The organism is Arthrobacter sp. BC5, assembly GCF_056680255.1.
The window spans coordinates 258303-274444 of record NZ_CM155273.1; the positions used below are offsets into that span (position 1 = coordinate 258303).

Annotated in this window: 16 protein-coding genes; 6 read left to right on the forward strand and 10 right to left on the reverse strand. The window is 68.3% G+C overall.

The window, feature by feature from the left end; translation table 11 throughout:
- Positions 1–70: 70 nt before the first annotated feature.
- From trpS to AC1MFI_RS01020, 3 genes are read right to left on the reverse strand one after another with little or no spacing between them, the layout of a single operon-like run.
- Positions 71–1108, reverse strand: coding sequence for a tryptophan--tRNA ligase (gene trpS / locus AC1MFI_RS01010; RefSeq protein WP_479818912.1), 1038 nt, complete (start codon positions 1106–1108; stop codon positions 71–73).
- 16 nt (positions 1109–1124) lie between these two features.
- Positions 1125–1958, reverse strand: a complete 834-nt coding sequence (locus AC1MFI_RS01015) for an exodeoxyribonuclease III (protein ID WP_479818914.1) — start codon at positions 1956–1958, stop codon at positions 1125–1127.
- A 42-nt stretch (positions 1959–2000) separates the two neighbouring features.
- Positions 2001–2489 (reverse strand): hypothetical protein, encoded by a 489-nt coding sequence (locus tag AC1MFI_RS01020; protein WP_479818916.1) that lies wholly within the window; start codon positions 2487–2489, stop codon positions 2001–2003.
- A gap of 171 nt (positions 2490–2660) precedes the next feature.
- Between AC1MFI_RS01020 and AC1MFI_RS01025 the strand changes: the two genes are divergently transcribed.
- Positions 2661–3440, forward strand: coding sequence for a CHRD domain-containing protein (locus AC1MFI_RS01025; RefSeq protein WP_479818918.1), 780 nt, complete (start codon positions 2661–2663; stop codon positions 3438–3440).
- Positions 3441–3455: 15 nt separating this feature from the next.
- Complete coding sequence (locus tag AC1MFI_RS01030; RefSeq protein WP_479818920.1) at positions 3456–4130, forward strand: class F sortase; 675 nt, start codon at positions 3456–3458, stop codon at positions 4128–4130.
- A 3-nt stretch (positions 4131–4133) separates the two neighbouring features.
- On the opposite strand, the gene AC1MFI_RS01035 is transcribed toward AC1MFI_RS01030, so the two are convergent.
- The 6 genes from AC1MFI_RS01035 to glyA are packed head-to-tail and all read right to left on the reverse strand — an operon-like array spanning position 4134 to position 9186.
- On the reverse strand, positions 4134–4967 hold the full coding sequence (locus AC1MFI_RS01035; protein ID WP_479818922.1) for an ABC transporter permease: 834 nt from the start codon (positions 4965–4967) through the stop codon (positions 4134–4136).
- On the reverse strand, positions 4964–5839 hold the full coding sequence (locus AC1MFI_RS01040) for an ABC transporter permease (protein ID WP_479818924.1): 876 nt from the start codon (positions 5837–5839) through the stop codon (positions 4964–4966). The genes AC1MFI_RS01035 and AC1MFI_RS01040 overlap by 4 nt, the downstream gene beginning before the upstream one ends.
- Positions 5832–6773, reverse strand: coding sequence for an ABC transporter ATP-binding protein (locus AC1MFI_RS01045; protein WP_479818925.1), 942 nt, complete (start codon positions 6771–6773; stop codon positions 5832–5834). The genes AC1MFI_RS01040 and AC1MFI_RS01045 overlap by 8 nt, the downstream gene beginning before the upstream one ends.
- A gap of 58 nt (positions 6774–6831) precedes the next feature.
- Complete coding sequence (locus AC1MFI_RS01050) at positions 6832–7725, reverse strand: bifunctional methylenetetrahydrofolate dehydrogenase/methenyltetrahydrofolate cyclohydrolase (RefSeq protein WP_479818927.1); 894 nt, start codon at positions 7723–7725, stop codon at positions 6832–6834.
- Positions 7700–7885, reverse strand: coding sequence for a hypothetical protein (locus tag AC1MFI_RS01055; protein ID WP_479818929.1), 186 nt, complete (start codon positions 7883–7885; stop codon positions 7700–7702). Before AC1MFI_RS01055 ends, AC1MFI_RS01050 begins: the two co-directional genes overlap by 26 nt.
- Complete coding sequence (gene glyA / locus AC1MFI_RS01060; protein ID WP_479818931.1) at positions 7879–9186, reverse strand: serine hydroxymethyltransferase; 1308 nt, start codon at positions 9184–9186, stop codon at positions 7879–7881. Before glyA ends, AC1MFI_RS01055 begins: the two co-directional genes overlap by 7 nt.
- A gap of 367 nt (positions 9187–9553) precedes the next feature.
- Between glyA and AC1MFI_RS01065 the strand changes: the two genes are divergently transcribed.
- The 4 genes from AC1MFI_RS01065 to AC1MFI_RS01080 all read left to right on the forward strand — a co-directional run bounded on the left by AC1MFI_RS01065 (position 9554) and on the right by AC1MFI_RS01080 (position 13409).
- Complete coding sequence (locus tag AC1MFI_RS01065) at positions 9554–10714, forward strand: FAD-dependent oxidoreductase (protein ID WP_479818932.1); 1161 nt, start codon at positions 9554–9556, stop codon at positions 10712–10714.
- Complete coding sequence (gene purU, locus AC1MFI_RS01070) at positions 10715–11575, forward strand: formyltetrahydrofolate deformylase (protein ID WP_479818934.1); 861 nt, start codon at positions 10715–10717, stop codon at positions 11573–11575. It begins immediately after the preceding gene.
- 53 nt (positions 11576–11628) lie between these two features.
- Positions 11629–12150: a gamma carbonic anhydrase family protein gene (locus AC1MFI_RS01075; RefSeq protein WP_479818936.1), complete on the forward strand. Its 522-nt coding sequence runs from the start codon at positions 11629–11631 to the stop codon at positions 12148–12150.
- Between the two features lie 179 nt (positions 12151–12329).
- Positions 12330–13409, forward strand: coding sequence for a Gfo/Idh/MocA family protein (locus AC1MFI_RS01080; RefSeq protein ID WP_479818938.1), 1080 nt, complete (start codon positions 12330–12332; stop codon positions 13407–13409).
- Positions 13410–13493: 84 nt separating this feature from the next.
- On the opposite strand, the gene AC1MFI_RS01085 is transcribed toward AC1MFI_RS01080, so the two are convergent.
- Positions 13494–16094 carry a hypothetical protein gene (locus tag AC1MFI_RS01085; RefSeq protein ID WP_479818940.1) on the reverse strand — a complete coding sequence of 867 codons (2601 nt, stop codon included), beginning with the start codon at positions 16092–16094 and terminating at the stop codon, positions 13494–13496.
- Positions 16095–16142 lie beyond the last annotated feature (48 nt).

A 16142-nucleotide genomic window follows, 5' to 3' on the forward strand; every position in this document is an offset into this window, starting at 1 on the left:
TACCGTCGACCCGGGACGCGGACAGGGCTGTCCTCGCTCCGCTGGGCCGATCGGTCGGGACGCACATGGATCAGAGGGCTCCCGCGGCGGGGAGGAACCCCACGCGGGCGTAGACGTCGGCCAGCGTGGGAGCAGCCAGGGCGCGTGCCTTGGCCGCTCCCTTCGCCAGCAGGCGATCGAGCTCCGCGGGATCGGACAGCAGTTCCTCGGCGCGGTTCCGGACCGGGGTGAGCACCTCGACCACGATCTCGGCCAGGTCCACCTTGAGGTGCCCGTACATCCGTCCCTCGTAGTCCGCCTCGAGCTCGGGGATGCCCTTGCCCGTCAGGGCCGAGTAGATGGCGAGCAGGTTCGAGATGCCGGGCTTCTCCGCCGTGTCGAAGCGGATCTCCGTGCCGGCGTCGGTGACGGCCGACCTGATGCGCTTGGCCGTGATCTTCGGGTCGTCCAGCAGGTTGATCAGCCCTGCGGCCGACGAGGCCGACTTCGACATCTTCGCCGTCGGATTCTGCAGGTCGTAGATCTTCGCCGACTCCTTCTGGATGAAGGGCTTCGGGACCACGAAGGTCTCCCCGAAGCGGGAGTTGAAGCGCTGGGCGAGATCGCGGCTCAGCTCCACGTGCTGCCGCTGATCCTCGCCGACCGGGACGCCGTCGGGCTGGTAGAGCAGGATGTCCGCGGCCTGGAGGACCGGGTACGTGAAGAGCCCCACGCTCGCGGCGTCCGTACCCTGCCTCGACGCCTTGTCCTTGAACTGGGTCATGCGGGACGCCTCGCCGAAACCGGTGAAGCAGTTGAGCACCCATGCCAGCTGCGCGTGTTCGGGCACGTGCGACTGCACGAAGAGCGTCGCCTCGTCCGGATCGACGCCTCCGGCGATGTACTGCGCGGCGGTGAGCCGGGTGCGGTGCGCCAGTTCCTGCGGGTCCTGCGGCACGGTGATCGCGTGCAGGTCCGGGATGAAGAACACGGCGTCGTACGTCTCCTGGAGGCGCACCCAGTGCACGAGCGCTCCGAGGTAGTTGCCGAGGTGCAGCGAACCGGCGGACGGCTGCATGCCGGAGAGGATGCGCTGGCGCCGTGCCGGCGCGGGCGTGGAAGTTGTCATGGTGCTGTCCTGGATCCTAGAGCTGGTAGTCGACGACGAGCGGGGCGTGGTCCGAGAACCTCGTGTCCCAGCTCGGCGCCCGGTCGACCTCGGCGCTCAGCGCGCTCTTCGCGAGGGCCTGGGTGGCCATCTGGTAGTCGATGCGCCAGCCGGTGTCGTTGTCGAACGCCTTGCCGCGCCAGGACCACCACGTGTACGGACCGTCCACCTCGCCCGCGAGGAGCCGGGCCACGTCGACGAAACCGCATTCGTCCGACAAGAACCGGTCGAAGTAGGCCCGTTCCTCGGGCAGGAAGCCGGCGTTCTTGACGTTGCCCTTCCAGTTCCTGATGTCCAGCTGGGTGTGGCCTACGTTCAGGTCGCCCATGACCACGGCATGGTCCGCACCGTCCCTGAGCTGGGGCAGTCGCGCGATCATCGCGTCGAGGAAGCGGTACTTGTCGTCCTGCTTCTGCGTGCCGACGTCGCCCGAATGAACGTAGGCGCTCACGACCGTCAGGTTCGCGCCGTCGATCTCGAAATCCGCCTCGACCCATCGACCGGCGGTGTCGAAGTAGCTGTCGCCGATGGTGGTCCGTGTGGCCGTGGGCTCGCGGCGGGAGGCGATGGCCACCCCGGCCCGGCCCTTCGCCTCGGCCTCCGTGTGGAGGATGTGCCAGCCGTCGCCCAGCAGGCTGCGGACGATCGCGTCGGGCGCTCGGACCTCCTGCAGGCAGAGGATGTCGACGTCCCGGCCGTCGAGCCATTCCTGCATGCCGCGCTTGTACGCGGCCCGGATTCCGTTGACGTTGACAGAGGCGATGCGCAGCGGTTTCTGCGGAGGATTCGATGCCGGACTCACTCTATCCACCCTACCCCGCGGGGTATTCCGATTCATCCTGGCTGCCGCACTTCAGTCGACGACGGTACCCTCGACGGGGCCGTCGGTGGATCCCTTCATCATGGAGCGGGCATTGTGCGAGGTGATCTCGATCGTCTCGAGGGCGCGCTCCACCATGCCGTCGTCCGTGCCGAGGTACTCCCGCACCACACCGACCTGCACCTGGACGATCTTGAAGCTGTGGTCGAGCTTGAGGTCCCGTGCCCTGTCGACGGCGGCCGGAACGGCGGACGACGGCCCGGAAGCGCCGAACCCGGCATGGCCCTGGAGGCGCGCGGCGGCCTTCCGTGCCGCCGAACGCAGGCTGAAGACCACGAAGGCGAAGACCAGGAGCCAACCGAGGGAGACGATCACCACCAGCCAACCGATGACGTCGTTCTGGTTGGCCGCGAAGACGACCGCGACCAGGAACACGACCAGCATGACTGCCATCCCGGCACTGCCCATGCGCATGCTCACACCCCGGCCCGCGGGCCGCCCATCATTCCCTAGTTGCTGCATCCGTCCATTCTCCCGCATGCCCGACGGCGCTCCTGTCCCTTCCACCGCGGGCGAACTGTCAGGATTCTCGAAGTTTCCTCCCATCTGCGCCCATCCGTGATGGCAGTCACCCCGAAGTACAGTCATGCGCGCCCCACGGTGCGCTTCATTCGCACTATGGAGGAGTTCCTTATGAACAAGAAGATGCGTTTCCTCGCAGTACCGGCCCTCGCCATCAGCGCCGTCGCTATGGCAGGCTCCCCCGCGATGGCCGCCCATGACGGCAGCTACTCCTCGACCCTGGGCCAGCTCAACGGCACCACGGGCTCCGGCAGCATCACGCTCGATGTCACGGGCGACCAGGCGACTGTCAACCTCCAGGTGTCCGGCCTCGCCCAGACGTTCATGGATGCGCCGTACCCGCACGTCCAGCACATCCACGGTGGCGCCAAGGGTGTGTGCCCCACGCCGGCGAACGACGCGAACGGTGACGGCATCGTCAACGTCGCCGAGAGCGCCGCCGGTTACGGTGACATCCTGACGACGGTCACCACGTCCGGTGCGAGCACGGCAGCAGAGGGCCTCAACCTGGCACTCGGCGGCCAGGGCGGCACCTACTCCATCCAGCGCACCATCACCATCGATGATGCAACCCAGAAGGCTCTCGCCGCCGGCACCGCCGTCGTCGTCGTCCACGGACTGGATCCCGCCACCGCCGGTGTTCCCGCCGAGGTCTTCAACAGCCCGTCGGAGCTCAAGCCGGAACTCCCCCTCGGTGCCACGTCGCCCGCCCTGTGCGGCACCCTCGTGAAGACCCAGATGGGCGAAATGCCGTACGGCGGAGCCGACACCGGCGTTGCCCAGGAGACCGGTTCCAACGCCGGCATGATCGCCCTCGGTGGCGGGCTCGTCCTGGCCGCGGCAGCCGGCGGAACCTACGCCGTGCGTCGCCGCGCAGCCAGCAACGCATAATCCTGATCACTTCCCATGATCAGTAGGATCACCGGCCATCGCTGGGGCTTCACCGCCCCGGCGGTGGCCGCCCTCTTCTTCCTTGCCGGTTGCGGAACCGGGGACGCTCCCGCCGCCACCCCGTCTGCTTCGGCTTCCGCGACCACCGCAAGCGCGGCTCCGTCTCCGTCTCCGGCCGGACCGTCCGCAAATCCCACAGCTCCTGCGGCGGCCCCGACGGCCCAGCCTTCCGTGCTCCCCGCCTCGGCGCCGGTCACGCTGGAGATCCCGTCCATCGGGGTGCGTACCGATCTGCTGCGCCTCGGCCTGCGCGAGAACCAGAGTCTGGAGGTCCCGCCGGACGGGCCTGGTGCTCCCGCGAGCTGGTACGACCAGTCCCCCACCCCCGGCGACCGCGGACCCGCCGTTCTGCTCGGGCATGTCAACGCCACCGACGGCGGCAAGGGTGTCTTCGCGGATCTCCGCTCGCTCACGTCCGGTGACCGCATCAGCGTGGTTCGGGAGGACGGCACGACGGCGGTCTTCGAGTTCCAGCGCGGCGAGGCGTACCAGAAGGACGAGTTCCCCACCCTCACGGTGTATGGGAACACGCCCGGCTCGGAACTGCGACTGATCACGTGCGACGGCTACAACCCGGACACGGGCGACTTCGACGACAACTACGTGGTCTACGCGACCCTCGTGGCCTGATCCCTACCTGAGGAAGAGCTTCCGCAGTCGCAGCGTGGTGAGGAGCATGCCCACCGCGATCATGACGAGGAAGTAGCTGAGGTGGAGGACGGTCGCCGGCGAGAACGAGGCGACGCTGATCTGGCGCAGCAGCTCCACCCCGTGCCACAGGGGCAGTGCCTGGATGAACCACTGGATGCCCTGGGGGTAGACGCTGAGCGGGTAGAACGTCGCCGAGAACAGGAACATCGGCAGCATCACGAAGTTGATCCACTCCATCTGCTGGAACGTCTTCATGAAACTCGTGATGCCCATGCCGAAGGACGCGAAGCCGAACGCGATCACCACGGACGCCGGGATCACGAGCAGGGCCACCGGAGAGGTGATGAGCCCCATGAGCGCCATCACCGCGGTGAAGCCCGTGGCGTACATGGCGCCTCTCAGCAGGGCCAGGAAGATCTCTCCGATCGCGACGTCGAGCGGCCCGAGCGAGGTGTACAGCATGCCCTGGTACAGCTTCGCGAAGTTCATCTTGAAGAACACGTTCCAGGTGCTGTCATACACCGCGCCGTTCATCGCGGAGACGGCGAGCAATGCGGGGGCGATGTACGCCGCGTAGCTGATCTCCTGCCCGTCCGGCCCCTGGACCGTACCGATCAGCGCGCCGAGGCCCACTCCCATGGACAGGAGGTAGAGCACCGGCTCGAAAAAACCCGACACCATGATCAGCCAGTTGCTGCTCCGCGTGGCCAGGAGCCCGCGCGCTATGACGGCCTTGGCATTGCGGGAGTACAGGGCGGCCAGGGGACGCTTCGATCCGTCGAGGGCATGGTCCCGGGCGGTGAGCTGCGCACTCATCTGCCCAGCCTCCTCGCGTAGACCGAATGTGCCAGACGCAGGCCGGCGACGACGAGGACCACGAGGAACAGCACGTGGACGGCGGCGAGCCAGGGAGGTAGTGCGTACCCGTAGGTCAGGGCCCGGCCCAGTTCCGTCCCGTGCCACAGCGGTGAGATCCAGCCGATCCACCGCAGGAACAGCGGAAGGGTGTCCAGCGGGAAGAAGGTCCCGGAGAAGAGGAACAACGGCGTGACGACGAAGCGCATCACGAGGGCGAACTGTCCCTTGTCCTCCTCGATGCTCGCGGAGTAGGCCATGAGCGGGAGCCCGAAGGCAAGGCCCGCGAGTACCGCGACGGGGATCGCGGCAGCACCCGTGGCGGACGGTGAGGCGCCGAAAGCGGCGACGATCAGGAAGTAGATGATCGTGGTGGCCGTCAGGCGGGCCGTGATCGCGATGACGTGACCGTTGACGATCTGGTCCGTGGTCAGCGGCGACGCGTGCGGCCCGTAGTAGAGCCGCCGCCACTTGAAGCCGGACATCACCGGGTAGGTGAACTCGGTAGCCGCGGTCATGATCGTCGCCGAGGCCAGCAGGGCCGGCGCGACAAAGGCGAGATAGCTGACTCCCCCGAAGGCTCCGGCGGAGTTCTGGTCGACGAGGGTGGCGAGCCCTACCCCCATGGCGAAGAGGTACATGACCGGGGTGCCTACGCTGGAGGCGAGCAGCGTCCAGCGGTAACTGCCCATGGCCCGCAGGACGTGCTCCGCGTAGTACCACGAGCCGAACGTCCGGGCGCGGCTCGCCGACACCTCGGGCTTGTGGGCGTGCAGCCGATACGGCCGGTCGCCGGAGTCCTGCGTGACGGCGGCGGGCTCGTGGTCAGTCAACGAGGCTCCTCCCGGTCAGGCGCAGGAAGACGTCCTCGAGGGAGGAGCGCCGTACGAGGGACGTGATGGGCCTCAGCCCCCGCACCATCACCTGCTCCAGTGCCGCCTCCCCGTCGTTCGCGTAGATCAGGACGCGGTCCGGCAGCGGCTCAAGGCGCTCACCGATGCCCTGCAGGTCCCCGGCGACGGTGGTGTTGCGTTCGGATCCGAAGCGCAGCTCGAGGACCTCGCGGGTCGAGTGCTCGCGGATGAGCTGCGCAGGCGAGCCCTCCGCCATGATCCGGCCCTTGTCGACGACGACGAGCCGGTCGCAGAGCTGCTCCGCCTCGTCCATGTAGTGGGTGGTGAGGATCAGCGTCACGCCGGACTCCTTGAGCCGGAACAGGCGGTCCCACAGGATGTGGCGTGCCTGCGGATCGAGGCCCGTGGTGGGTTCGTCCAGCAGCAGGATCCTCGGCTCGTTGATGAGCGACCGCGCGATCGTCAGGCGGCGCTTCATGCCGCCGGAGAGGGCGTCGACCTTCGCCGTCGCCTTGTCCGTGAGTTGCGCGAACTCGAGCAGTTCGTCGGCCTTCGGTCTGAGGTAGCTCATGGGCAGCCCGAAGTAGCGCCCGTAGACGAGGAGGTTGTCGCGTACCTTGAGTTCCTCGTCGAGGTTGTCCTGCTGCGGGACGACACCCAGGTGCGCGCGTACCTCGGGTCCGTGCTCCTCCGGGTCCAGGCCCATGATGGTGAGACGGCCCGAGGTGCGCTGGGAGACACCGCCGATCATGCGCATGGTCGTCGACTTCCCGGCTCCGTTCGGGCCGAGAAGGCCGAAGGACTCACCGGCAGGCACCTCGAAGGAGATCCCGTCGACCGCCCTGAAGTCGCCGTAGTGCTTGCTGAGCTGGTGGGCGGAGATGACCGGCGGGCCGGACGGAGTGGTGAGCACCCGCCCAGCCTAGGCGAGAACCCCCATTGGGAGAAGCCAATGGGGGTTCTTGCGAACCCTACGGGCGGACGGCCTGGCGCTCCGCGGCCTCGACGACGTTCGTGAGCAGCATGGCCCGTGTCATCGGGCCGACACCGCCGGGGTTCGGCGACAGCCAGCTCGCCACGGACGCGGCCTCCGGATCGACGTCGCCGGTGAGCTTCGCCTTCCCCGTCTCGGGGTCCTCGACCCGGCTGACACCCACGTCGAGTACGATCGCTCCCGGCTTGAGCTGCTCGGCCTTGACCATGTGCGGGATGCCGGCGGCGGCGACGACGACGTCGGCCCGGCCGAGGTGATCGGCGAGGTCCACCGTCCCCGTGTGCGCGAGGGTCACGGTCGCATTGATCTGCTTGCGCGTCAGCAGCAGGCCCAGCGGGCGGCCGACCGTCACGCCGCGTCCGACCACGAGGACGTTCAGCCCCTTGAGCACCACGCCGTGCCGGAGCAGGAGTTCGACGATGCCGTGCGGGGTGCAGGGCAGCGGCGAGTCCATCTCTGCGTTGACGTTGAGGACCAGCTTGCCCAGGTTGGTCGGGTGCAGCCCGTCGGCGTCCTTCGCCGGATCGATCCGTTCGAGGATCGCATTCGTGTCGATGTGCGCGGGGAGGGGGAGCTGCACGATGTAGCCGGTCGTCGCGTCATCCTCGTTGAGTTCGTCCAGGACGGCCTCGAGCTCCTCCTGCGTGATGGTGTCCGGCAGATCCCGCCGCACCGAGGTGATGCCGACCTGCGCGCAGTCGCGGTGCTTGCCCGCCACGTAGGAGTGGCTGCCGGGATCGTCGCCGACGAGGACCGTGCCGAGGCCCGGCGTGACGCCGCGCTCGCGCAGTGCGCCCACGCGCTCGGTCAGTTCCGCCTTGATCTGCGCGGCGGTCGCCTTGCCGTCAAGGATGCGGGCTGTCGTGCTCATGCGAATCGTCCTCTTCCACGTGCTGGTCCAGTTGCTCGAGCAGGAATGCCTTGCCGCGGTCGCAGCAGCCGGTGAAGCAGCATTCCTCGGTGGGGATGTCGAAGCCCGTCGACGCGGCAGCCCTCGAGGCGAGGGCGCCGGGCGGAATCGGATCTACCACTCCTCCTGGCCCGGGTAGAGCGGGAAGTCCGCGGCGAGCGCGGACACGCGCGCACGGAGGGCCTCGACGTCGGGCGAGGGCTTGAGTGCGGCGGCGATGATCTCCCCGACCTCGGTGAACTCGGCAGCGCCGAAACCCCGGGTGGCGAGGGCCGGCGTGCCGATCCGCAGGCCCGAGGTGACCATCGGCGGGCGGGGGTCGAACGGCACCGCGTTGCGGTTCACCGTGATGCCGACCGAGTGCAGCACGTCCTCGGCCTGCTGCCCGTCGAGCGACGAGTTGCGCAGATCCACCAGCACGAGGTGCACGTCCGTACCGCCGGTGAGGACCGAGACGCCGTGCTCGGCGACGTCGGAAGCACTCAGGCGCTCGGCGATGATGCGCGCGCCCTCCAGGACGCGCTCCTGGCGTTCCTTGAACTCGGGGGATCCTGCGATCTTGAAGGCCGTGGCCTTGCCCGCGATGACGTGCATGAGCGGTCCGCCCTGCTGTCCCGGGAAGACGCTCGAGTTGAGCTTCTTCGCCCACTCCTGCCTGGCGAGGATCACGCCCGAGCGCGGCCCGGCGAGGGTCTTGTGGACGGTGGACGTGACGACGTCGGAGTACGGCACAGGGCTGGGGTGCACCCCGGCCGCGACGAGGCCCGCGAAGTGCGCCATGTCCGTCCACAGGAGGGCGCCGACCTCGTCCGCGATGGAACGGAAGGCTTCGAAGTCCAGCTGGCGGGGGTAGGCGGACCAGCCGGCGATGATGACCTGGGGCTTCTCGGCGAGGGCCTGCGCCCGGACGCGTTCCATGTCGAGCCGATGGGTGTCCTCCTCGACGCCGTAGGCTGCGACCTCGTAGAGCTTGCCGGAGAAGTTGAGCTTCATGCCGTGGGTGAGGTGCCCGCCGTGGGCGAGGGACAGGCCCATGATCTTGTCGCCGGGCTTGATCATCGCGGCGAGCGCTGCGGCGTTGGCCTGGGCGCCGGAGTGCGGCTGGACGTTCGCGAACTCTGCACCGAAGAGCGCCTTGACACGCTCGATCGCGAGGTTCTCCGCGACGTCCACGTGTTCGCAGCCGCCGTAGTACCGGCGTCCGGGGTAACCCTCCGCGTACTTGTTGGTCAGGACGCTGCCCTGGGCCTCGAGGACAGCACGGGGAGCGAAGTTCTCCGAGGCGATCATCTCGAGGGTGTCCCGCTGACGGGCGAGCTCGTCCCGCAGGACGGCGGCGATCTCCGGATCCACCTCGGACAGTGGTGCGTTGGTGACGGAATCTGCGGCAGCGCGGGAGGGAGCCGTGGGCGAAGTGGTCATCGGTTGATCCTTCTGTGGGTATCGCAAGAGGTCAGCGTGAGTCGCGGATGGGCGTCGGATCGATCATCCGCACCCCGGCCGCTCATGGAACGTGACCCGCGGCCCAGGCGTGCGATCCGTGGTCTGCACTGGAAGCACAGGCGCTCCCGGGGGGTCATCCTGGCTCCACGCCGCTTCCTGGTGGTTGCCCACCCTACGCCAGTCGCGACGGTCCCATGCTAGCGGTACGACGGCGTGGCTCGCCACCGCCGCCCCCGCACTTCAGGCGAGCGCGGGTACTCCCCGGAATACGGGATCCGCCTCATCCGTTCGGGATGAGTGGAACGGGTGCCCGACTGACGGGGTCCGCCAGGAAGGATCCTGACTTATGCGCGATCAGGCTCGGGGAGTGTCGATGGGCGGGGAAGCCCGCCGCGTGCGCGTCGTCGTGATCGGTGCGGGCCAGGCGGGATTGAGCAGCGCCTATCACCTCAGGCGCAGGGGCCTGCACCCGCACCGCGATTTCGTGGTTCTCGACGCGAACCCCGCGCCCGGAGGGGCATGGCTGCACCGCTGGCCCGCCCTGACCTTCGACGCCGCACACGCCCTGCACGACCTCCCCGGGTTCCCCCTCGGCGCGCCTGACCCCAAGGAGCCCGCCTCCCGGGTGGTGAACCGGTACTACGGAGCCTTCGAGCGGGAGTTCGAGGTGCCGGTCGTGCGGCCGGTGCAGGTGGTCCGCGTCGAACCGGAGGCGGACCCGGGCTCCGATGCGCACCACAGCTCGCCGGACACGCCCTTGCGGGTGACGACCACCGGCGGAACGTGGATCGCGGACGTCGTCATCAGCGCGACCGGTACCTGGGACCGCCCGTACTGGCCCTACTACCGGGGCCGCGACATCTTCGAGGGCCGCCAGCTGCACACGCACGATTACCGGTCCGCAGCAGAGTTCCAGGGCCGCCGCGTGCTCGTGGTGGGCGCCGGCACGTCAGCCGTGCAGTTCCTCCTCCAACTCCATGAGGCAGGCGCCCGGACCCTCTGGTCCACCCGGCGCCCGCCGTCCTTCACCCGCCGCCCGTTCGACCCGGAGTGGGGCCGGGAGGTCGAGGCGGAGGTGAACGCACGCACGAGCGCGGGGCTTCCTCCCGCCAGCGTGGTGTCCGTGACCGGTTTGTCCCTCACCGCGCAGTACCAGGCGGGCATCGACGCCGGGATCCTCGTCTCACGGGGCCCGCTGGCGGAACTGCGCGAGTACTCCGCGGTCTTCACCGACGGTTCGGAGGAGCCCATCGATGCAGTCCTCTGGGCCACCGGCTTCAGGGCGGCACTGGACCACCTGGCTCCGCTGCACCTCCGGGAGCCAGGCGGGGGCATCCTGATGGACGGCGTCCGCGTGGTGAAGGAGCCGCGGCTCCTGCTCGTCGGCTACGGCGCTTCGGCGTCCACGCTCGGTGCATCACGGGCGGGCCGGGCAGCTGCGACCGCAGCCGCCCGGTCCCTCCGAGACATCGCGTCACACTCGGGGGCTGACGGTAATCTGGCTTAGGTGACCTCCCCCGACGCATCCCGCTCCTATTCGCTCACGCTGTCGTGCCCCGACCGGCCCGGAATCGTGCACGGCGTCTCCGGCGCCCTCGTCGGCGTAGGCGCCAACATCACCGAGTCGCAGCAGTACGGCAGTCCGGACACGGGCACCTTCTTCATGAGGGTGGCACTCACGACGGACGCGGGCGAGGAGGATCTCCGGAGGGCCCTCGAGCCCATCGCCTCGGAGTTCGGGATGGACTGGTCGCTCGCAGCGTCGGATCGGCGCACCCGGACGCTCATCATGGTCTCCAAGGCCGCGCACTGCCTCAACGACCTCCTGTTCCAGCACCGGTCCGGCACCCTCGCGATCGACATCCCCGTGATCGTGTCCAATCACCGCGACCTCGAGGACCTCGCAGCGTTCTACGGGATCGAGTTCCACCACATCCCGGTGACGCCGGAGACCAAGCAGGACGCCGAGGATGCATTGCGTGCCCTCATGGACCAGCACGACATCGAGCTCGTGGTCCTCGCCCGCTACATGCAGATCCTCAGCGACGAACTCTGCGAGGACCTGCTCGGCCGGGCCATCAACATCCACCACTCGTTCCTGCCGTCCTTCAAGGGCGCCCGGCCCTACCACCAGGCCCACGCACGCGGGGTCAAGCTCATCGGCGCCACCGCCCACTACGTCACCGGCGCTCTCGACGAGGGACCCATCATCGAGCAGGAGGTCATCCGCGTCGACCATGCGCGCACGGCGGAGCAGCTGACCTCCATCGGGCGCGAGCTCGAGGGACGCGCCCTCGTCCAGGCCGTGCAGTGGCACGCTGAACGGCGCGTGCTGCTCGACGGGCGCCGCACCATCGTCTTCAACTGACACGACTCCCCTGTGCCCGGCGGGGCGTGACCGTCGTCGCCTAGGCTGACGCCATGGCACACCTCATTCCCTTCCGGGGCAGGACCCCCAGCATCGGCGATTCCGCCTTCACGGCACCTACCGCGTCCGTCATCGGGGACGTGACGCTCGGCGCGTTCGCGAGCATCTTCTACGGGGCGAGCGTCCGCGCGGACACCGCTTCCATCACCATCGGCGCAGGAACCAATCTGCAGGACAATGTGGTGGTTCACGCGGACCCCGGCTACGCGGCGACCATCGGCGACCGGGTGAGCGTAGGGCACGGCGCCGTGGTGCACGGCTGCACCATCGAGGACGACTGCCTCATCGGCATGAGCGCAACCGTCATGAACGGCGCCGTCATCGGCTCCTGTTCCCTCGTGGCCGCGGGCGCCGTCGTCCTCGAGGGGACCGTCGTCCCTCCGCGCTCGCTCGTCGCGGGCGTCCCGGCCAAGGTGCGCAGGGAACTGGACGACGACGAGATCGGTGCCATCAGAGCGAATGCCGACAGGTACCGGGACCTCGCCCAGGAACATCGTCGAGCGTTGACTTCCTGACGGCAGGGGGAGCCTGGATTCCTCCGGCAGTCAGGACCGAAGGACCGCCCGGGCTTTGTCCCGGGCGGTCCTTCGGTGTCAGGGTTCAGCGGGCTCCTGCACCATCGCGTGCGGGTGCTCCCCTCCGTGAAGCCCTGCCCAGGATGGACGCGGGACGGGCCAGCGGCAAGGATAGGTCCATGAACCCACAGAACCGGATCGCCGTTCCTCCCTGCGCGGAAGCAGGAGCTCCCAGCCCCATCACCGCTACCGGCCGCCCCCTGAAGTGGGGTGTCATCGCGACCGGCGGCATCGCTTCCAAGGTCACCGCGGACATCGCCCTGCTCGAGGATGCGGTGCTCCACGCAGTCAGCTCCCGGAACGCGGACAGCGCTGCAGCCTTCGCCGAGCGCTTCGGGTTCGCCACCAGCTACGGGAACAGGGGCGGGGTGGACGGCTACCAGCGGCTCGTCGACGACCCCGAGGTCGACGTCGTGTACATCACTACCCCCCACGGCCAGCACTACGACGTCGCCAAGGCAGCGCTGACGGCCGGCAAGCACGTGCTGTGCGAGAAGCCGTTCACCATCAACGCCACCGAGGCGGAGGAGTTGGCCGGACTGGCCTCCGAGCGGGGCCTGTTCCTCATGGAGGCCGTCTGGACGCGCTTCCTGCCCAGCGTCAACCGAGCGTGGGAGATCATCCACTCCGGTGAACTGGGCGATATCCGCTGGGTCCAGGGCGACCTCGGCTTCACCGCCCCCGATGACCCGAGCAGCCGCCTCTGGGACCCGAAGGCCGGCGGTGGTGCCCTGCTGGATCTCACCGTCTACCCGCTCACCTGGGCCCTTGGATCGCTCGGTTTCCCCGATTCGGTGTCCGCCGTCGGCACGCTCAACAGCGACGGCGTTGACCTGCAGAACGCCGTGACGCTGAGCTATGAGGGTGGCGCCTACGCCCAGTTGTCGTCGTCGTTCATTTCGTCATGCCCCGGCCAGGCCACCGTCTGCGGGTCGGACGGCTGGCTGAAGACCGGAGGCGGTCACCTCCACAACCCGACGGAGTTGACCATCAAGACCGGCCAGGGCGAGGCCCGCGTGGAGCAGTTCGAGCAGGTTGGAGCCGGCTACACCTACGAACTGCGCGAAGTGACCCGCTGCATCCAGGAGGGCCTGACGGAGAGCCCCACGATGCCGGTAGGAGACACGGTGAAGACCATGCGCCTGCTCGACGGCGTGCGTGCCCAGATCGGCCTCCGCTACGCGAACGATGCCGCCTGACCGATACCCCGTGCTGAAGGACGGGTTCCCCGCAGCAGATGCCGCAGGGAACCCGTCCTTCCTCGTTCTCGGGGCCCGTCCGGTCTAGGCGTTGGCCTTCGGCCGGCGCAGGACCAGTAGGGTACCTGCACCGGTGACGAGCAAGAGCGATCCGAACAGCAGGATCTGCTGCTCATCGAAGCCCGTGGAGGCGAGTGCCTTCGGCGTGCTCGTTCCGGTGGTCGCAGTGCCTGCGGATGCCGTCATGCCGGCTGCCGCGACGGAGATCGTACCGGGCGTTGCCTCCGGGCCATCAGCACCATCGTCGCCCGTTTCGGGGGCTTCAGGAGCGGGCCTCGGGTCCGACGGCGTCGACGGGTTCAGCGGGTTCAGCGGGTTCGACGGGTTCAACGGAGTCGACGGGTTCAGCGGGTTCAACGGAGTCGACGGCGTCGATGGGTTCGACGGAGTCGACGGGTTCAGCGGGTTCAGCGGGTTCGACGGAGTCGACGGCGCTTCGGCCCCCGTGCCGCAATCAAGGCTCCTGTCACCGATCAGGGTGACACCGTTGCAACCGACATTCACCGGCACCACGACCTCAGGCGAGACCACATTGCCGTCCAGGACTCCCCCACCGGTCGTACCACCGGCGCTACCACCCGTGCTGCCACCGGTCGAACCGGTCGTGCAATCCGACACGCTGTCACCGATCAGGGTGACACCGTTGCAACCGACATTCACCGGCACGACGACCTCAGGCGAGACCACGTTGCCGTCCAGGATCCCCCCACCGGTCGTACCACCGGCGCTACCACCCGTGCTGCCACCGGTGGTCCCTCCGGTCGAACCGGTCGTGCAATCCGACACGCTGTCACCGATCAGGGTGACACCGTTGCAACCGACATTCACCGGCACCACGACCTCAGGCGAGACCACATTGCCGTTCGCGATTCCGCCGTCGAGCAGACCACCACCCAGCAACCCGTCGTCCAGGATTCCACCGCCGGTCGTGCCACCGGTCGTGCCACCGGTGCTGCCACCGGTGGTCCCGCCGGTCGAACCGGAATCACCGGTCGAAGACGAATCCCCGATCACCGACACCGAATTCCCCGACACATTCACCGGCACCACGACCTCAGGCGAGACCACATTGCCGTCCAGGATCCCCCCGCCGGTCGTACCACCGGTGCTGCCACCGGTGGTCCCTCCGGTCGAACCGGTCGTGCAATCCGACGCGCTGTCACCGATCAGGGTGACACCGTTGCAACCGACATTCACCGGCACGACGACCTCAGGCGAGACCACGTTGCCGTCCAGGATTCCCCCGCCGGTCGTGCCACCGGTGCTGCCACCGGTGGTCCCGCCGGTGCTGCCACCGGTGGTCCCTCCGGTCGAACCGGTCGTGCAATCCGACGCGCTGTCACCGATCAGGGTGACACCGTTGCAACCGACATTCACCGGCACGACGACCTCAGGCGAGACCACGTTGCCGTCCAGGATTCCCCCGCCGGTCGTGCCACCGGTGCTGCCACCGGTGGTCCCGCCGGTGCTGCCACCGGTGGTCCCTCCGGTCGAACCGGTCGTGCAATCCGACGCGCTGTCACCGATCAGGGTGACACCGTTGCAACCGACATTCACCGGCACGACGACCTCAGGCGAGACCACGTTGCCGTCCAGGATCCCCCCACCGGTCGTACCACCGGCGCTACCACCCGTGCTGCCACCGGTGGTCCCTCCGGTCGAACCGGTCGTGCAATCCGACACGCTGTCACCGATCAGGGTGACACCGTTGCAACCGACATTCACCGGCACCACGACCTCAGGCGAGACCACATTGCCGTTCGCGATTCCGCCGTCGAGCAGACCACCACCCAGCAACCCGTCGTCCAGGATTCCACCGCCGGTCGTGCCACCGGTCGTGCCACCGGTGCTGCCACCGGTGGTCCCGCCGGTCGAACCGGAATCACCGGTCGAAGACGAATCCCCGATCACCGACACCGAATTCCCCGACACATTCACCGGCACCACGACCTCAGGCGAGACCACATTGCCGTTGAGCAGACCACCACCCAGCAACCCGCCGTCCAGGATCCCCCCGCCGGTCGTGCCACCGGTGCTGCCACCGGTGGTCCCGCCGGTCGAACCGGAATCACCGGTCGAAGACGAATCCCCGATCACCGACACCGAATTCCCCGACACATTCACCGGCACCACAACCTCAGGCGAGACCACATTGCCGTTGAGCAGACCACCACCCAGCAACCCGCCGTCCAGGATCCCCCCGCCGGTCGTGCCACCGGTGCTGCCACCGGTGGTCCCGCCGGTCGAACCGGAATCACCGGTCGAGGACGAATCCCCGATCACCGACACCGAATTCCCCGACACATTCACCGGCACCACGACCTCAGGCGAGACCACATTGCCGTTCGCGATTCCGCCGTCGAGCAGATCGCCACCCAGCAACCCGCCGTCGGCAGCACCGAGGTCGACGTCGAGTGAAGCATCCAGGGCCACCGCGGCCTCCTGGATGATCGAGCCGCTCGTCGTGCCGGACTGGAGGGGCGCCGTGATCACGGCGCTGAGGCTCGTGTCGGCCCCCGCGGTTCCTGGTGGCAGGTCCGCGGCTGTCGCTGCTCCTGCTCCGAGGACGACGACGCCCCCGGCTAGGAGGACTCCGTAAAGCCCTCGCTGCACGCATGTACGCATGATGTTCTCCTGTGAATCAAAGTGGATTGGACAGTGCCCCAGGCACCG